Genomic DNA, 17,822 nt, shown 5'->3' with positions numbered 1-17,822 from the left:
GGAGTGAAGATGACGAAAAAGATACTGTTTTGCGCGACTGTCGATTATCATTTTAAGGCCTTTCACCTCCCTTATTTTAAATGGTTTAAACGAATGGGTTGGGAGGTTCATGTCGCCGCGAGCGGACAAACCAAGCTGCCGCATGTGGATGAGAAATTCTCCATCCCGATTCGAAGGTCACCCTTTCATCCTCAGAATCTGGGCGTTTACAGACAGCTGAAGGAAGTGATCGACACCAATCAATACGACATTGTCCATTGCCATACGCCAGTTGGCGGCGTGCTGGCAAGACTAGCGGCGAGGCAGGCACGGCGGCAAGGGACAAAGGTGCTGTACACAGCGCACGGTTTTCACTTTTGCAGCGGAGCGCCGATCAAAAATTGGCTTCTTTATTATCCGGTTGAGAAATGGCTTTCGGCCTATACAGATTGCCTGATTACGATCAATGAAGAGGATTACACACTGGCGAAAGGACTTCAAAGGCCGGGCGGAAATACGCAGAAAATTCACGGCATCGGCGTCAATACCGAGCGCTTCCGGCCTGTCAGCCTGGAAGAGCGGCAAAGACTCAGAGAAAAACACGGATTCCGTGAAGACGATTTTATATTGGTTTATCCGGCTGAGCTCAATCTGAACAAAAATCAGAAGCTATTAATCGAAGCCGCAGCCTTGCTGAAAGACAAAATTCCGTCGCTCCGCCTTGTTTTTGCAGGAAAAGGGGCGATGGAACAAACGTATCGAACGTTAGCTGAAAAGCTTGGCGCTTCCGGGAATGTCCGCTTTTACGGCTTTTGCCGTGACATTCACGAGCTGATTCAGCTGGCAGATGTATCTGTCGCATCCAGCATTAGAGAGGGACTCGGCATGAATGTGCTTGAGGGGATGGCGGCGGAAAAACCGGCGATTGCCACGGATAACCGCGGGCATCGGGAAATCATTCGGGACGGAGAAAACGGTTTTCTGATCAAAATCGGTGACAGTGCCGCTTTTGCCGGCCGGATTGAACAGTTGTACCATAAGCCGGAACTCTGCAGAAAGCTGGGGCAGGAAGGCCGAAGAACGGCCTTGCGCTTTTCTGAGGCGCGAACGGTAGAAGAAATGGCAGATATTTATTCCGTCTACATGGATATGGATACAAAGGAGAAAAGCGTATGAACTCAGGACCAAAAGTTTCTGTCATTATGGGCATTTATAATTGTGAACGAACTTTGGCGGAAAGCATTGAATCCATTCTCAGCCAATCCTATAAAAATTGGGAGCTGATTATGTGCGATGATGCGTCAACAGACGGCACACTCCGCATCGCGAAGCAGTATGCCGCTCATTACAGCGACCGCATCAAGCTGATTCAAAACAAAACAAACAAGCGGCTTGCCGCAGCATTAAATCATTGTCTTTCGCATGCGACAGGCGAATATATCGCACGCCAGGATGGAGACGACCTTTCATTCCCGCGCCGTTTGGAAAAGCAGGTCGCGTTTTTAGAAAAGCACCGCCACTATCAGGTGGTTGGCACCGGCATGCTTGTATTTGATGAATTTGGCGCAAGGGGCACACGCATCCTGCCTTCTGTTCCAGAGCCGGGCATCATGGCAAAAGGGACCCCGTTTTGCCACGGGACGATTATGATGAGAACAAGCGCCTACCGTACGCTGAAAGGCTACCGATCAGTGCGGCGGACGAGACGGATGGAGGATATTGATTTGTGGCTTCGCTTTTTTGAAGAGGGCTTCAGGGGCTACAATCTCCAGGAAGCCTTGTATAAAGTAAGAGAAGACAGCGATGCATTCAAACGGCGGTCATTTACGTATTCAATCGACAATGCCATCCTTGTTTATCAGGCATGCAGACGCTTGCAGCTTCCTTTATCTGATTACATATATATCGCAAAACCGTTAATCCGCGCGTTTATGCCAGCAGCCGTAATGAATCGCTACCACAAAAAAAGAGTGATGAACCAAAAGGAAGGGCTTGTCAAGCATGAATAGCAGCCAACAACGCGTGCTTCATGTTCTCAGCGGCATGAACAGGGGCGGCGCGGAAACCATGGTGATGAATTTATATCGGAAAATGGACAGAAGCAAAGTACAATTTGATTTTTTAACATATCGAAATGATCCGTGCGCTTATGATGAAGAAATTTTATCTTTAGGCGGGCGGCTTTTTTATGTCCCGAGCATCGGGCAAAGCAATCCTCTTACATTTGTGAGGAATGTGAGAAACACGATAAAAGAAAACGGGCCGTTCAGCGCGGTTCATGCGCACACGGATTTCCAAACGGGTTTTATCGCCCTTGCGGCAAGGCTTGCCGGAGTGCCGGTCAGGGTATGCCATTCCCACAATACGTCATGGAAAACCAGCTTCAATTGGAAGGACCGCCTGCAGCTGATGGTGTTCAGGCGGCTTATCTTGGCGAATGCGACGGCACTGTGCGCCTGCGGAGAGGATGCGGGCAGGTTTTTATTCGGCCGGTCCAACATGGAGCGGGAGCGCGTCCATCTCCTTCCGAACGGGATTGATCTTGATTTGTTTGCTCCAAACGGGCAGAGGGATGAAGAAAAAACAGCGCGAGGCATTGCGGCTGATCGTCTCATCATCGGCCATGTGGCCCGGTTTCATGAAGTGAAAAACCACGCGTTTCTGCTGAAGCTTGCCGCACATCTCAAGGAACGGGGGGTTCGTTTTCAGCTCGTTCTCGCAGGTGACGGGCCGCTGCGAGAGAAAATGGAAGAGGAGGCGCGGCGGCAGGATCTGCTTTCAGAGGTCCTCTTTTTAGGCACTGAAGACCGCATTCATGAATTGATGCGCACATTTGATGTGTTTGTCATGCCGTCTCTGTACGAAGGCTTGCCGGTTGTGCTTGTGGAAGCGCAGGCGTCGGGGCTCCCATGCATCATTTCAGACAACATTACAGAAAAAGTTGACGCCGGACTCGGGCTTGTGACGAGATTGAGTCTCTCTGAGCCGATCGGCATCTGGGCTGAAACCATTGCAAGGGCGGCCGCCGCAGGCAGGCCGAAGCGCGAGCTCATCAAAGAAACGCTCGCCGAACTCGGCTACGATGCCCAGCAAAATGTAGGGGCGCTGCTGAATGTATACAATATCACCAGCGGTAAAGGACAATAAACGATGATTGTATATGCCGTCAATATAGGAATTGTATATATTTGGTCTTGGTTTGCCAAAATGTGCGGCGGCCGTGATGATTCGCTCGCTACGGGGTATCGGCCGAATAAGCTTTTGATCTGGATTCCGCTAGCGTCACTTGTGCTTGTGTCGGGTCTCCGTTACAAAGTCGGCACGGATTTTCAGACGTATACATTGCTGTACGAATTGGCGGGCGATTACCAAAATGTGTGGCAAATATTCGGTTTCGGCACAGCGCAGACAGCGACAGATCCGGGCTTTACCGCACTTCTTTGGCTGATGAATTTCATCACGGAAGATCCGCAAATCATGTATATAACGGTTGCGGCGGTGACCTACAGCTTTATTATGAAGACACTCGCCGACTATGGAAGGCCGTTTGAGCTGAGTGTCTTTTTATTTTTGGGAACCTTTCATTATTACGCATCTTTTAACGGCATCAGGCAATACATGGTGGCAGCCGCTTTGTTTTGGGCGATCCGTTATATCATCAGCGGGAACTGGAAGCGATATTTTCTGATTGTGCTGATCAGCTCGCTCTTTCACTCCTCGGCGCTGATTATGATTCCAGTGTACTTTATCGTCAGAAGAAAAGCCTGGTCACCGGCGATATTCGGCCTATCGGCTTTATTTCTCGGCATGACATTTTTATATCAAAAATTTATTTCTGTATTTGTCGTAGTACTTGAAAACAGCTCCTACAGCCATTATGAAAAATGGCTCATGTCGAATACAAATGGGATGAATGTGATCAAAATCGCTGTCTTGATTCTGCCGTTGTTTCTCGCCTTTTGCTATAGGGAGCGCCTGCGGAAGCTGTGGCCGCAAATCGATATTGTCGTCAATTTGTGCCTGCTCGGATTTTTGTTCGGGCTTTTGGCCACAAAGGACGTCATCTTTGCCAGATTCAACATTTATTTCGGTTTGTATCAAATGATTTTAGTCCCTTATTTCGTCAGGATATTTGATGAAAAATCGAATGCCCTTATCTATATCGCGATCATTGTTTGTTATTTTCTTTACAGTTATTTGCTTATGCCGGTTGATTCGTCTGTTCTGCCTTACAGAACGATTTTTTCCCGGTAATTTATGCAAGAGGAGCCGGTCATTATGGAAACACCTGCGGTTAGCCTGTTAGTCGCTGTTTATAACACAGAAACATATATCAGAACATGTCTCGAAACACTGCGGAACCAGACTGTGAACAACATTGAAATCATCATCGTCAATGACGGTTCGGCAGATGCCAGCCCGGATATCGCGGAGGAATATGCCAAAAAGGACCACAGGTTCAGGGTGATTCATCAGGAGAACCAGGGTCTCGGCGCGGTTCGGAATAAAGGGATCGAGGCGGCCCGCGGCGAGTTTATCGCGTTTATCGATTCAGACGATTGGATTGAGCCTGATTATTGTGAGCGGATGCTCCAAGCAGCAGACGATGAAACTGATCTGATCATTTGCAATTACGCCGCGGAGTTTGAGGACACTGGAAAAACCATGATCTCTGACATTGCCGAAACCTACCGGGATCAGCCGAAGGAGCACTATATTAAGGCATTATTCGAAGGGAAGGTCAGAGGGTTTTCATGGAACAAACTGTACAGAAGGAGCATGGTTGAAACACATCGGCTGTCGTTTCCGCTCCGGGGCGAGCTGGAGCATGTCGAGGATCAGTTTTTCAGCTTTCGGGCTCATTTTTTCGCCCGCTCGGTATCCTATGTAAAGACGCCGCTCTATCATTACCGAATCCACCTTTCCTCTATCGTGCAGCGCTATCAGAAAAAGCTGTTTGAATCAGGGCTCGCGCTGTATAAGGCGAATGCGGCGTTTTTACAGGAGAACAACAAACTGGAGGAGTACGATAAGGAGCTTGATACCTTTATCGTGCTTCACAGCAGCATCTGTATGCTGAATGAATGGAAATCAAGCGGCAGCGGCCGGATGTTTGAAAAGCTAAGAAATGTCGGCGTGATTTGCGCGGACCCGGTGTTTCAGGAGAGCCTCTCAAAAACGGGTACTGCGCCTTTTGACGCAAAACGGTCATGCCTGCTTCTGATGGCGAAATACAAAATGATTCCAATCGTCGCTATGGCGTCGGCCGTGTATCAGCGGGTGATCGAGTACAAAATGAGAAACAGAGGGTGAGGACATGTCGTTACAATCGTTGAAAATCAATTTTGCAGAATGGCTGCTGCTTAAGGTCAAATACCCATCCCAATATTGGCTAGGTGCGGCAGATCAGCCAGTGAAGGATGCAGCACATCAGAAAAAAATCATATTGACCCTGCTGCCGTCCCACGACAATTTGGGAGATCACGCGATTGCTTATGCCAGCAAGGCATTTCTTGAGCGGGAATACCCCGATTTTGACATCGTCGAAATCGATATGAAGGACATTTACAAATCAGCAAAAGCGCTGCTTCGCTCGCGCCATCCGGAGGATATGGTGTTTATCATCGGAGGCGGGAACATGGGGGATTTATACCGTTATGAGGAGTGGACGCGCCGCTTCATCATTAAAACATTTCACGACTATCGAGTTGTCCAGCTTCCGGCAACGGCTCATTTTTCCGACACGAAAAAGGGGCGCAAAGAGCTGAAACGGGCGCAGAAAATTTATAACGCGCACCCTGGCTTATTGCTGATGGCCCGGGATGAAACAACGTATCAGTTTATGAAACGTCATTTCCACGAGAAAACGATTTTGAAGCAGCCGGACATGGTGCTGTATTTAGACAGAAGCAAGACCCCCGCAGAGCGCGATGGGGTTTATATGTGTTTGCGCGAGGATCAGGAAAGCGTGCTTCAGGAGGATGAGAGAAACCGGGTCAAGGCCGCGCTCTTTGAAGAATTCGGCGAGATCAAATCCTTTACGACAACGATCGGGCGCCGGGTCAGCAGGGATTCGCGAGAGCAGGAGCTTGAAGCGCTGTGGTCTAAGCTGCAAAGCGCAGAAGCCGTTGTTACTGACAGGCTTCACGGCATGATTTTTTGCGCGCTGACAGGAACGCCGTGTGTCGTCATCCGCTCCTTTGACCATAAGGTGATGGAAGGTTATCAATGGCTCAAAGACATCCCATCCATGAAGCTGATTGAGCATCCGGAGCCGGAGCGTGTGACAGCCGCAGTAAAAGAGCTGTTAACAAAAGGAGCACCCGGAGCCGGCTTTGCGAGAGATATGTATTTTAAAGGGCTGCGTGACAAAATCAGCGGTGAAGCGCAATGACCCCGCTCGTCAGTATTATTGTCCCGATGTATAACGTTGAACCATTTATAGAGGATTGCATTGACTCTTTGCTTTATCAAACGCTTTCTGATCTTGAAATCATCCTCGTGAATGACGGCTCGCCGGATCGTTCTGGCGAGATTGCAGAGGACTATGCGAAACGGGATGCGAGAATTCGGGTTATTCATCAGACAAACGGCGGGCTGAGTTCTGCGCGAAATGCGGGAATAAGGGCCGCACGGGGGACGTACATCGGCTTTGTTGACGGAGACGATTATGTATCTTCCGCCATGTTCCAGAGGCTGATTGAAGAAGCGGAACAAAATCATCTCGACATCGCCGGCTGCGGTTTTTACAAGCAGTCAGCGGACGGGCGGACTTATGTGCCGCCGCAGCTTGACGCAAATCGCGTGCTGACAAAAACGGAAATCGCTGAACGGCTCAAACATGCTCACGAAACGAGATTTATCTGGTATGTATGGCGTTATGTTTATCGCCGTGAGCTTTTGGAAAGAACCAATCTGATGTTTGATGAAGACATCCGTTTTGCTGAAGATTCTCCCTTCAATTTGTCCGCTTTTTGCGAGGCGGAGCGGGTGAAAATGCTGGATGAAGGCTTGTACATTTATCGTGAAAACCCGAACAGCCTGACAGAAGTTCCTTATAAGCCGGCGATGGATGAACAGATTCAAAAGCAATATCAGGCGAAAATCGCATTTTACAATCATTACGGGTTAGCGGGTGCATGCAAAGAAGATTTAAATGTGTACATTTGCAAGCATCAGCTTCCAATGCTTCTGGCAAACGCCTGTGCTTCTCCGGATTCGCCGAAAGACATCAAAAAGCAGATTAAACACATTTTATCCTATGACATGGTGCGGCAGGCTGTCAGAAATACACCGGTTCAGCATGAGAAATTATTAAGAGGCGAGCGTTTGGTATTGGGACTGTGCAAATTGCGGCTCATCTTTCTCATCAAGCTGTTTTTTGAGCAGCGGGGAACGATGAAAGGCAGTGCGAAGCAGGCATGAAATTCACGATAAACTTCAGCGCTAATCTCACGGCATTTCTCTTGTCCGTTTTCCTGTCGGTCTGGATGACGCCTTTCATTGTCAAAACGCTTGGTGTGGAAGCGTTCGGCTTTGTTCATTTGACCCAAAACGTGATTAATTACTTTTCGATTATCACCGTGGCGCTCAGCTCGGTTGTCGTGCGGTTCTTTTCTGTCGCAGCCCACAGGGGAGAACGGGAAAAAGCAAATGCGTATATTAGCAATTATTTGGCGGCGTCTGTTCTGATTTCGTTGCTTCTTTTGCTGCCTCTTGCGGGTTCGGCTTTCTTTATTGACCGCGTCATGAACGTGCCGCAGGCGCTTTTGGCTGATGTGCGTTTGTCGATTTTGATCGGCAGTCTGCTGTTTATTTTAACGTTTTTGATGGCGGGTTTCGGCGCTGCACCGTTTTATGCCAACCGCCTATACATCACCAGTTCCATTCAGGCGGTGCAAATGCTTGTACGCGTGCTGTCTGTCCTGCTCTTGTTTGCATGCTTTGCGCCGAAAATCTGGCAGATCCAGCTTGCCGCTTTAGCTGGTGCTGTCATGGCATCTGTGCTGTCGTTCTATTTCTTCAAAAAACTGATTCCGTGGTTCTCGTTTCGTATGAAGGATCTTTCTTTCCGCATCAGCAAGGAGCTGTTTCAGGCGGGCGCGTGGAGCTCTGTCAATCAAATCGGCGTCCTGCTTTTTTTGCAGATTGATCTATTAACCGCCAATTTGGTGCTGGGAGCGTCTGCAGCCGGGAAATACGCGGCGATTATCCAGTTTCCGCTTCTGCTGCGCAGTCTGGCTGGAACAGTCGCATCCTTGTTTGCGCCGCTTATGACTTCGTATTATTCAAAAGGCGATATGGACGGATTGGTGAATTACGCCAACAAGGCAGTGAGGCTGAACGGCCTTCTGCTTGCGCTTCCTGCCGCCTTATTGGGCGGATTGGCGGGGCCTTTTCTTGCGATCTGGCTTGGGCCGTCCTTTTTGTCTATAGCACCGCTTTTATATATTCATGCCGGTTACTTGGTGATCAGCCTCGCCTTTATGCCGCTGTTTTATATATGGACCGCGTTTAATAAACAAAAAACACCGGCGATCGTTACCCTGCTGTTAGGCGCGGTGAATGTGATGCTGGCCGTCACGCTGAGCGGGCCTGCCCATCTCGGCCTGTACGGCATTACAGTGGCCGGAGCGATATCCCTTATTTTAAAAAATGCCATCTTTACGCCGCTTTACGTATCCCGCATTACCGGCTATAAAAAGCACGTGTTTTTCAAAGGCATAATCGGGCCTCTTTCGGCGGCTGTGTTTGCCTGGGCGGTCTGTGAGGCCATCCAGTTCGTTGTGAAGATTGACGGCTGGGCATCACTGATAGCGACGGGAATGACAGTCAGCTGCTGCTACGCCGTTTTTGCTTTTACGCTCGTTTGTACGAAAGAGGAGAGACAGCTGGTACTGAAACGGTTTCGAAAAACGAAAGGAGTTGTGAATCTTTGATCCTGAAACGACTTTTTGATCTGACGGCCGCCATTTTTTTATTGTGCTGTACGAGTGTCATCATTCTGTTCGCCATCGCCGTTGTCAGGCTGAAAATAGGATCACCTGTCTTCTTTAAGCAAGTGAGGCCGGGCCTGCACGGCAAGCCGTTCACCCTTTATAAATTCCGAACGATGACGGATGAACGGGACAGTGAAGGAAATCTGCTGCCTGACGAAGTCCGGCTAACGAAAACGGGCAGGCTGATCAGAAAGCTGAGCATCGATGAGCTTCCGCAGCTGCTGAATGTCCTAAAAGGCGATCTGAGCCTTGTCGGCCCGCGGCCGCTTTTGATGGACTATCTGCCGCTTTATACAGAAAAGCAGGCCCGGCGCCACGAGGTGAAGCCGGGTATCACAGGCTGGGCGCAAATCAACGGCAGAAATGCGATTTCCTGGGAAAAGAAATTTGAATTAGATGTTTGGTACGTTGACAACCGGTCATTTTTTCTGGATTTGAAAATTTTATGTTTGACGGTGCGAAAAGTGCTTGTTTCAGAAGGGATTCAGCAAACCAATCATGTGACAGCGGAACGCTTTACCGGAAGCGGAGATATGTCCTCATGAGAAAAGTGGCGATTGTAGGTGACGGCGGACACGGAAAGGTGATCAGAGAGCTGATAAATGCCCGGCCAGATACGTGCTTAGCCGCGGTGCTGGATGATAAATTCAGAACGCTTGAATCCGGAAAAGAGTGGTACACGGGCCCGCCGGAAGCTCTTAGTGATTTGCGCAGGCTCATTCCCGATGTGCTGTTTCTGATCGCCATCGGAAACAACAGTGTCAGAAAACAGCTGGCGGAGCGACTGGGACTGAAACAAGAAAATTTCATTACATTGATTCACCCGTCAGCCATCGTCAGCGAGTCGGCTGTCATCGGGGAAGGGACCGTGATTATGGCGGGCGCGATCATTCAGGCGGACGCGCGTATCGGCGCCCACTGCATCATCAATACGGGCGCAGTGGCGGAGCACGACAATCAAATCAGTGATTACGTCCACCTTTCTCCGCGTGTCACGCTGTCAGGAGCGGTCGCCGTTCAGGAAGGCGCTCACGTCGGAACCGGCGCGGCTGTCATACCGCAACTCACAATCGGGGCATGGAGCACTGTCGGCGCAGGCTCCGCTGTGATACGCTCCATACCGGGCGGGGTAACGGCGGCCGGTGCCCCGGCGCGTATTATTTCTTCCATTCAAACATCAAACAAAGGATGATTATATGCATAAAAAAATCTACTTATCTCCCCCTCATATGAGCGGCAGAGAGCAGCACTATATTTCAGAGGCCTTTCGCTCAAACTGGATTGCGCCGCTTGGGCCTCTCGTGAATTCATTTGAAGAACAATTGGCTGAACGCGTCGGCGTAAAAGGGGCGGCTGCGGTCAGCTCTGGAACGGCGGCGATTCATCTGGCGCTGCGTTTGCTTGAGGTAAAAGAAGGAGACAGCGTGTTTTGCCAGTCCTTCACATTTGTGGCAACCGCCAATCCGATTTTATATGAAAAAGCGGTGCCCGTCTTTATTGATTCTGAGCCTGATACGTGGAATATGTCGCCGAAAGCCCTTGAAAGAGCGCTGGAGGATGCGAAGAGAAACGGAAAGCTGCCGAAAGCAATCATTGCCGTCAATCTATATGGGCAAAGCGCGAAAATGGATGAAATCGTAAGCCTGTGTGATGCATACGGAGTTCCTGTCATTGAGGACGCAGCCGAATCACTCGGCACAGTTTATAAAGGGAAGCAAAGCGGGACATTCGGGCGCTTCGGCATTTTTTCATTTAATGGGAACAAAATCATTACCACATCAGGGGGCGGGATGCTCGTTTCAGATGATGAAGCCGCCATTGAAAAAGCAAGATTTCTCGCCTCGCAGGCCCGTGATCCGGCTGTACATTATCAGCACAGCGAAATCGGACACAATTACAGACTGAGCAATATTCTCGCCGGCGTAGGCATTGCCCAGCTTGAAGTACTGGATGAGCGGGTGGAGAAAAGAAGGGCCATTTTCACAAGATACAAACATGCACTCGGTCACATAAACGGCGTCCGCTTTATGCCGGAGTATACAGCAGGCGTGTCCAATCGCTGGCTTACCACGCTCACACTTGATAACGGGCTGAGCCCATATGATGCGGTTCAGCGTCTTGCTGAAGAAAACATTGAAGCGAGGCCGCTGTGGAAGCCGCTCCATACCCAGCCGCTGTTTGAGCCGTCTATATTTTATTCTCATGAAGGTACAGGCAGCATATGCGAAGATCTTTTCAAACGAGGGATCTGTCTTCCATCAGGGTCCAATCTGACGGAAGAAGAGCAAGACCGGGTCATTGATGTGCTCGTACACTTATTCCAAACTGGCGAGGTGAAGAAATGGACAGCAAGCATTCGATGATCAGCCTGAAACAGAAACTGTCCGGGCTGCTCGACGTCATTCCGAAACAATCCGAAATTATATACGCCGACTATCCTCTATACGGAAATGTAGGGGATTTATTTATTATGAAGGGAACAGAAGCCTTCTTTAAAGAATACGGAATCCGGGTCAGAAAACGCTGGAATCCCGACAATTTTCCCGTCGGCCGAAAGCTGGACCCGAATCTCATCATCGTCTGCCAGGGAGGCGGCAACTTCGGGGATTTATATCCGTATTATCAAGGCTTTAGAGAAAAAATCGTCCAAACCTATCCGAACCACAAAATCGTGATCCTGCCGCAATCGATTTATTACCAAAACGAAGTCAATCTCAAACGGACGGCGGAGATATTTTCTAAGCATGCGAAACTTCATATCATCACAAGGGAAAAAGCCTCCTATACAACGGCTCAGGCTTATTTTACAAGCAATCACATTAAGCTTCTGCCTGATATGGCTCATCAGCTGTTTCCCGTTATTCCCACGCAGCAGCCGCTCAACCAAAAGCTGAGATTTATCAGAACAGATCATGAAGCGAATAAGGAGCTTCAGGAACACGCAAAAGCGGAAAGCTACGACTGGCGCACGGTGCTGTCAGCTTCAGACCGCCGGACGATCGCTTTTCTGCAAACGCTGAACGTCTTGAACAAAAAAGCGGGCAACCCTCTGCCCATCGCGTATATATGGGAAAAATACTCGGATTATATCGTTAAAAAAGCGATTCGGTTTTTCAGCCGTTACGAATCGGTAGAAACGTCCAGGCTGCACGGCCACATCCTGTCCTCTCTTCTTCAAAAAGAGAACACGGTCATTGATAATTCGTACGGGAAAAACGCCAATTACTATCACACCTGGATGGAAGGCGTGCCAAGCACCCGGCTCATCCAGCACGCCTCAAAGAAGGAAAACCTTCCTGCTCACATGTGAGCGGAAGGTTTATTTTGATTCTCCGCGTTTGACTTTGTTGTACGCTTCATCTAAATGTTGAATCCGTTTCAAGACGACTGCGTTTTTCGTCAGCTGGTCCTGCACAAGCGTTGAGACGACGGAACGGTAGTAGCTGTTCATCGCGTGGATTTTATCCTGAGACTGATTCATTTCAATATGCTGTTTAAAATTCTCAATAAAATAAGGGACGGAAAAAAGTTCAGACATTTCTTTGGCAGCTCCTTTTTCATAAATGTATACGGTGTGATCTCAATCATGTACAATGAAGAAAGGGGAGTGAGCAAGATGGATATGAAACTTCAGCAAGTACAAGTATTAAAGCCTCAACTGACACAGGAGCTCAGGCAGGCCATCACGCTGCTTGGCTATCATTCGGCAGAACTCGCCGAATACATTGATGAGCTCTCACTGGAAAACCCTCTTATTGAACGAAAGGAAACAGACACACCGCCACTATCTTACCATAAAACAAATAAAAACAGGATGAATGCACAGGAAGCCGGCCTTCAATTAAGTGCTCCGCAAAGAACACTGCAGGATGTGTTAAAACAGCAGTCACTCGATATGAATCTGACAAACACTGAGAAAAAAATTTTCAATTATCTGATTCATTCGCTTGATTCGAACGGGTACCTGGAAGAAGAAGTGGAGGAGGCAGCGCAGCGCCTATCTGTTTCGACCAAGGAAACGGAAGCTGTTTTGGCAAAACTCCAGTCATTAGAGCCGGCTGGAATCGGCGCAAGATCGCTGCAAGAATGCATCCTGCTTCAATTAAAACGGCTGCCTAACAGAAATGAGCAAGCGGAGATGCTTGTTTCAGCTCATTTTGATGCTTTTGCGCAAAAAAACTGGAAAGCGCTTTCAAATGAGACTGGAATTCCTCTTCATGTCATTCAGGATATCTCTGATGACATTGCCGCACTTCATCCAAGACCGGGCCTTCTATTTGCGCGGCCAGAGCAAGATGTGTATATCGAGCCCGACATTTTTATCACCGTGAAAAACGGGCACATCGCAGCGGAGCTGAATACCCGCTCGTTTCCGGAGATCGATCTGCACCCGCAGTACAGCACGCTTTTATCATCCGGCTCCTGCCAGGACACCGCCTCTTATTTATCTGCGAAATACCAGGAATGGCGCTGGCTGAGCCGCGCGCTGCGGCAGCGAAAACAGACGATTACGAGAATTGTCAATGAGCTGATCACACGCCAAAAGGATTTCTTTCTGAAAGGGCGAAGCGCAATGAAGCCGCTGACTCTCAGAGAAATAGCGGACTGCCTAGGCCTTCATGAATCAACTGTGAGCCGGGCAATCAAAGGGAAAACGATACAAACGCCGTACGGACTGTTTGAGATGAAACTCTTTTTCTCAGCAAAAGCTGAGGCTTCAGGAGATGGAGATGCGTCTAACTACGCAGTTAAAACGCATCTTCAAGAACTCATCAATCAAGAGGATAAAACAAAACCGCTTTCAGATCAAAAGCTTGCCGATTTGCTATATGAACAGCGCGGCATCCAAATCTCCAGGCGCACCGTGGCAAAATACCGCGATCAAATGAACATTCCGTCATCGGCAGCGAGAAAACGATATAAATAAAATCCTCCCATGATGGGAGGATTTTTTTAAGGCATCATCCAGCTGAACACATGATGCTGCAAAAAGGTAATGATGCAGACGAGCAGCAGCAAAAACAGGCTGTGCTTAATCGTAAAGCGGAAAAGGTCTGATTCCTTTCCGGCGAGTCCTACCGCGGCGCACGCCACCGCAATCGACTGCGGCGAAATCATTTTTCCTGTCACACCGCCTGAGGAGTTGGCGGCGACAGACAGAACAGGGTCCATGCCGACCGATAACGCGGTGACTTTTTGCAGGTTGCCGAACAGCAGGTTGGCAGAAGTATCTGAGCCGGTAATGAAGACGCCGAGCCAGCCGAGAACAGGTGAAAAGAAGGTAAACATTGAACCTGTCAACGCGAGTGTCATGCCGAGTGTCGTGCTCATTCCCGAGGAGTTGGTGACATAGGCAAAACCAACGACAGAAGCGATAGTCAAAATCGGAAACGTCAACTCTTGAATCGTTTCTTTAAAAACCGCTCCCCAGTCTTTCCACGAAATCGCCGTGATGAACTTTGACAGTACAGCGGCAATCAATATCGCGGTGCCGGCCGAACCAAGCACCTCAAGCTTGTAAACCGCTTCAATCGGCGCACCGTCAGCATTCACAATTTGATTGTTCAAAAAAGGCACACCAGGGGCGAAAGTCAGTTTTTCGCCAACAGCATTCAGCCACTTCAAGAAAACAGCAGAGCCTTCGTAATGCCCGGTCAGCGCGGATTTGACAGATGGAATGCCCCATACAGAAATCATCATCGTCAGCAGCAGAAATGGCGACCAAGCCTTGAAAATCTGTCCGCCGCTATACGCAGGCGCAGCCGGATTCGTTTTCGCCGTTTCAATCGCGGCGGCCGTTTCCTGTTCACCGGCAAAGCGGAATGTTGTTTTCGGCCTCCACCATTTCAAAAACACAGCAAGCGCAGCCATCGAAACAAGCGCCGACAAAACATCCGGCAGCTCAGGCCCTAAAAAATTAGAACTAAGATATTGAACAACAGCAAAGGAAACACCGGAAACGAGAATCGCAGGCCAGACCTCAAGGGCTTTCCTGAACCCGCTCATGATGATGATTAAATAAAGAGGAATAAATACGGATAAAAACGGCAGCTGCCGTCCGACCATTTGCGAAATCTCCATGGCCGGAATCCCTGTCGGCCCTTCTACGGCTGTAATCGGAATCCCAATCGCCCCAAAGGCGACCGGCGCCGTATTGGCGATCAAACAGATTCCCGCCGCATAAAGAGGATTAAAGCCCAGGCCGACCAGCAGCGCGGCAGAAATGGCGACCGGCGCCCCGAAGCCGGCAGCCCCTTCTAAAAAAGCCCCGAATGAGAAAGCGATCAAGAGCGCTTGAAGCCGCCTGTCATCCGTAATGGAGAGAACAGAACTGCGGATGATATCAAACTGCCCCGTTTTCACAGTGATTTTATATAAAAAAACAGACGTCACAATGATCCAGCCGATCGGCAAAATCCCGTATACGGCTCCTTGTGTCGCGGACATCAGCGCTTTTTCCGCCGGCATCCGATAAACCAATACAGCAATGATCAGGGCGATCCCCAATGTGGCCAAGCCCGCTGTATACCCCTTCATCCGTTTAATCGCGAGCGCCCAAAAAAAGAAAATGATTGGTACAAGTGCGGCAAGCGCTGATAAAAGCAAATTTCCCCCTATAGGCGTATATGCCTGTGTCCATTGCATCCCAAACCCCTCCTTGAAACATAAACTGGCGTTATGTGTAAGCGGTTTCTATAGATGATATGATCATCTGATGACTGGGTAATAAGACCAGTTACCTAGCATTATATTTTGAAAAAAATCAAAGTACAAGACTTTTTGACAAAATTGTCAAAATCTTTTGGCGGCCCCCAAAACAGAGTATAATAGATCGTAAACAGCCAGACCTACAAGTTACGGGGTGAATTGCTTTGAAATACAAACAGATTAAAACAAAGAAAATATATGAAGAAGTGGCGGATGCGCTATTAGATATGATCAAAAACGGCGATTTGAAGCCGGGAGATAAACTGGACTCAGTTCAGGCGCTTGCTGAAAGCTTTCAAGTCAGCCGCTCAGCGGTTCGCGAAGCCCTTTCCGCGCTAAAAGCAATGGGGCTTGTCGAAATGAAGCAGGGAGAAGGCACGTATCTGAAGGAATTTGAACTCAATCAAATTTCTCAGCCGCTCTCAGCCGCCCTTCTCATGAAAAAAGAGGACGTTAAGCAGCTGCTCGAGGTCAGAAAACTGCTTGAAATCGGCGTGGCGTCATTAGCTGCTGAAAAAAGGACAGAAGCCGATCTCGAAAGAATTCATGCTGCGTTAAAGGAAATGGGCAGCATTGAAACGGATGGGGAACTGGGTGAGAAAGCAGACTTCGCATTTCATTTGGCGCTGGCTGACGCTTCCCAAAATGAACTTCTTAAACACTTGATGAACCACGTGTCATCATTGCTGCTGGAAACGATGAGAGAAACACGGAAAATCTGGCTGTTTTCCAAGAAGACCTCAGTTCAGCGGCTGTACGAGGAGCATGAACGGATTTACAAGGCCGTGGCATCACAGGATGGAGCGCAGGCGGAAGCCGCCATGCTGGCGCATTTAACGAATGTGGAAGATGTGCTTTCGGGATATTTCGAGGAAAATGTGCAATAACCGACTCATTTCCCGGGCAATTCCGCAAGTGCCGAAATGATACGAACACCTGAGACTGAGCCGCAAATGGTTCAGTCTTTTTGCATGAATGCAGCAAGGTCTATGCGCACTTGACATTTACAGAAAAGAAAGTAAAATATTTTACTAAAATGAATGGCAAGCTAAATAGTGGAGGCAGATGCAATGGCGACAATTAAGGATATCGCGCAGGAAGCGGGATTTTCGATTTCCACCGTTTCCCGCGTTTTAAATAACGATGAAAGCCTTTCTGTTCCTGATGAGACACGGGAGAAAATCTATGAAGCGGCGGAGAAGCTCAATTACCGCAAGAAAACAGTGAGGCCGCTAGTCAAACATATTGCATTTTTATATTGGCTGACAGATAAAGAAGAATTAGAAGATGTCTATTTTAAAACAATGAGATTAGAAGTAGAGAAACTGGCGAAAGCATTCAATGTCGACATGGCCACTTATAAAATATCGGATGGAATTGAAAGCATTCCTGAACTTACCGAAGGGTTTATAGCCGTCGGCACATTTTCCGATCAAGAACTGGCTTTCCTCAGAAATCTCACTGAAAATGGCGTTTTTATCGATTCAACTCCTGATCCCGATCACTTTGACTCGGTTAGGCCTGATTTAGCCCAAATGACAAGAAAGACGGTAAACATCTTGAGCGAAAAAGGGCACAAGAACATCGGATTTATCGGCGGCACATACAAAAATCCGAACACCAATCAGGATGAAATGGACATCCGTGAACAAACCTTCAGATCCTATATGAGCGAAAAAGGCATGCTGGACGAGCGTTATATTTTTTGTCATCGCGGATTTTCTGTAGAAAACGGCTACCGCCTGATGACAGCAGCGATTGACACATTAGGCGATCAGCTTCCGACTGCTTTTTTGATAGCGGCGGATCCGATTGCAGTAGGCTGTCTGCAAGCCCTGAACGAAAAAGGGATTGCCATACCGAACAGGGTAAGCGTTGTGAGCATCAACAACATCAGCTTCGCAAAGTATGTCTCGCCACCTCTGACAACGTTTCATATAGATATATATGAATTATGTAAAAATGCTGTTGAAATGCTGCTTGAACAAGTGCAGGACAAGAGAAAGACGATAAAAACATTATATGTGGGCGCGGAATTAATCGTCAGAAAGAGCATGAATTAAGAATGGCTTAGGAGACTAAGCCGTTTTTTTGTTTAGGTAAAATAATTTACCTAAATAAGTAAATAGTTTGTTT

The 17,822-nt window shown here is 48.5% G+C and carries 17 protein-coding genes; 15 read left to right on the top strand and 2 right to left on the bottom strand.

Annotation, left to right across the window (positions count from 1 at the left end; translation table 11 throughout):
- Positions 1-9 precede the first annotated feature (9 nt).
- The 12 genes from EFK13_RS17615 to EFK13_RS17560 are packed head-to-tail and all read left to right on the top strand — an operon-like array spanning position 10 to position 12,288.
- The gene (locus EFK13_RS17615; protein ID WP_129507530.1) at positions 10-1,155 is read left to right on the top strand and encodes a glycosyltransferase family 4 protein; all 1,146 of its coding nucleotides are present in this window, start codon (positions 10-12) and stop codon (positions 1,153-1,155) included.
- On the top strand, positions 1,152-1,988 hold the full coding sequence (gene epsE / locus EFK13_RS17610; RefSeq protein ID WP_129507531.1) for a glycosyltransferase EpsE: 837 nt from the start codon (positions 1,152-1,154) through the stop codon (positions 1,986-1,988). The genes EFK13_RS17615 and epsE overlap by 4 nt, the downstream gene beginning before the upstream one ends.
- Positions 1,981-3,126 (top strand): glycosyltransferase family 1 protein, encoded by a 1,146-nt coding sequence (locus EFK13_RS17605; RefSeq protein ID WP_064816243.1) that lies wholly within the window; start codon positions 1,981-1,983, stop codon positions 3,124-3,126. Before epsE ends, EFK13_RS17605 begins: the two co-directional genes overlap by 8 nt.
- A gap of 3 nt (positions 3,127-3,129) precedes the next feature.
- Positions 3,130-4,233 carry a biofilm exopolysaccharide biosynthesis protein EpsG gene (gene epsG / locus EFK13_RS17600; protein ID WP_129507532.1) on the top strand — a complete coding sequence of 368 codons (1,104 nt, stop codon included), beginning with the start codon at positions 3,130-3,132 and terminating at the stop codon, positions 4,231-4,233.
- A gap of 24 nt (positions 4,234-4,257) precedes the next feature.
- The gene (locus EFK13_RS17595; protein WP_129507790.1) at positions 4,258-5,292 is read left to right on the top strand and encodes a glycosyltransferase family 2 protein; all 1,035 of its coding nucleotides are present in this window, start codon (positions 4,258-4,260) and stop codon (positions 5,290-5,292) included.
- A 4-nt stretch (positions 5,293-5,296) separates the two neighbouring features.
- Positions 5,297-6,373 carry a polysaccharide pyruvyl transferase family protein gene (locus EFK13_RS17590; RefSeq protein WP_129507533.1) on the top strand — a complete coding sequence of 359 codons (1,077 nt, stop codon included), beginning with the start codon at positions 5,297-5,299 and terminating at the stop codon, positions 6,371-6,373.
- A complete protein-coding gene (locus EFK13_RS17585) occupies positions 6,370-7,404 on the top strand; it encodes a glycosyltransferase (protein ID WP_129507534.1) in 1,035 nt (344 codons plus the stop codon). Before EFK13_RS17590 ends, EFK13_RS17585 begins: the two co-directional genes overlap by 4 nt.
- Entirely contained in the window at positions 7,401-8,918 is a 1,518-nt protein-coding gene (locus tag EFK13_RS17580) for an MATE family efflux transporter (RefSeq protein ID WP_129507535.1), read from the top strand. Before EFK13_RS17585 ends, EFK13_RS17580 begins: the two co-directional genes overlap by 4 nt.
- A complete protein-coding gene (locus EFK13_RS17575) occupies positions 8,915-9,523 on the top strand; it encodes a sugar transferase (protein WP_129507536.1) in 609 nt (202 codons plus the stop codon). Before EFK13_RS17580 ends, EFK13_RS17575 begins: the two co-directional genes overlap by 4 nt.
- Complete coding sequence (locus EFK13_RS17570; protein WP_129507537.1) at positions 9,520-10,170, top strand: acetyltransferase; 651 nt, start codon at positions 9,520-9,522, stop codon at positions 10,168-10,170. Before EFK13_RS17575 ends, EFK13_RS17570 begins: the two co-directional genes overlap by 4 nt.
- A gap of 4 nt (positions 10,171-10,174) precedes the next feature.
- Complete coding sequence (locus EFK13_RS17565; protein WP_129507538.1) at positions 10,175-11,341, top strand: DegT/DnrJ/EryC1/StrS family aminotransferase; 1,167 nt, start codon at positions 10,175-10,177, stop codon at positions 11,339-11,341.
- The gene (locus tag EFK13_RS17560) at positions 11,320-12,288 is read left to right on the top strand and encodes a polysaccharide pyruvyl transferase family protein (RefSeq protein WP_129507539.1); all 969 of its coding nucleotides are present in this window, start codon (positions 11,320-11,322) and stop codon (positions 12,286-12,288) included. The genes EFK13_RS17565 and EFK13_RS17560 overlap by 22 nt, the downstream gene beginning before the upstream one ends.
- Before the next feature lie 9 nt (positions 12,289-12,297).
- On the opposite strand, the gene yvfG is transcribed toward EFK13_RS17560, so the two are convergent.
- Positions 12,298-12,516 carry a protein YvfG gene (yvfG, locus tag EFK13_RS17555; RefSeq protein WP_129507540.1) on the bottom strand — a complete coding sequence of 73 codons (219 nt, stop codon included), beginning with the start codon at positions 12,514-12,516 and terminating at the stop codon, positions 12,298-12,300.
- Positions 12,517-12,594: 78 nt separating this feature from the next.
- Here yvfG and rpoN point away from each other — a divergent pair, with 78 nt between their 5' ends.
- Positions 12,595-13,905 (top strand): RNA polymerase factor sigma-54, encoded by a 1,311-nt coding sequence (rpoN, locus tag EFK13_RS17550; protein ID WP_129507541.1) that lies wholly within the window; start codon positions 12,595-12,597, stop codon positions 13,903-13,905.
- A 26-nt stretch (positions 13,906-13,931) separates the two neighbouring features.
- Here the strand turns inward: rpoN and lutP are convergent, their stop codons facing one another.
- Positions 13,932-15,623, bottom strand: a complete 1,692-nt coding sequence (gene lutP / locus EFK13_RS17545; protein ID WP_129507542.1) for an L-lactate permease LutP — start codon at positions 15,621-15,623, stop codon at positions 13,932-13,934.
- 227 nt (positions 15,624-15,850) lie between these two features.
- On the opposite strand from lutP, the gene lutR reads away from it, so the two are divergent.
- A complete protein-coding gene (gene lutR / locus EFK13_RS17540) occupies positions 15,851-16,573 on the top strand; it encodes an L-lactate utilization/bacilysin biosynthesis transcriptional regulator LutR (protein WP_103747268.1) in 723 nt (240 codons plus the stop codon).
- Positions 16,574-16,756: 183 nt separating this feature from the next.
- Positions 16,757-17,749 carry a galactan degradation operon transcriptional regulator GanR gene (gene ganR, locus EFK13_RS17535; RefSeq protein ID WP_129507543.1) on the top strand — a complete coding sequence of 331 codons (993 nt, stop codon included), beginning with the start codon at positions 16,757-16,759 and terminating at the stop codon, positions 17,747-17,749.
- Positions 17,750-17,822 lie beyond the last annotated feature (73 nt).

It is taken from the genome of Bacillus cabrialesii (assembly GCF_004124315.2).
GTDB lineage: Bacteria > Bacillota > Bacilli > Bacillales > Bacillaceae > Bacillus > Bacillus cabrialesii.
This window is presented reverse-complemented; position numbering and strand designations above follow the sequence as displayed.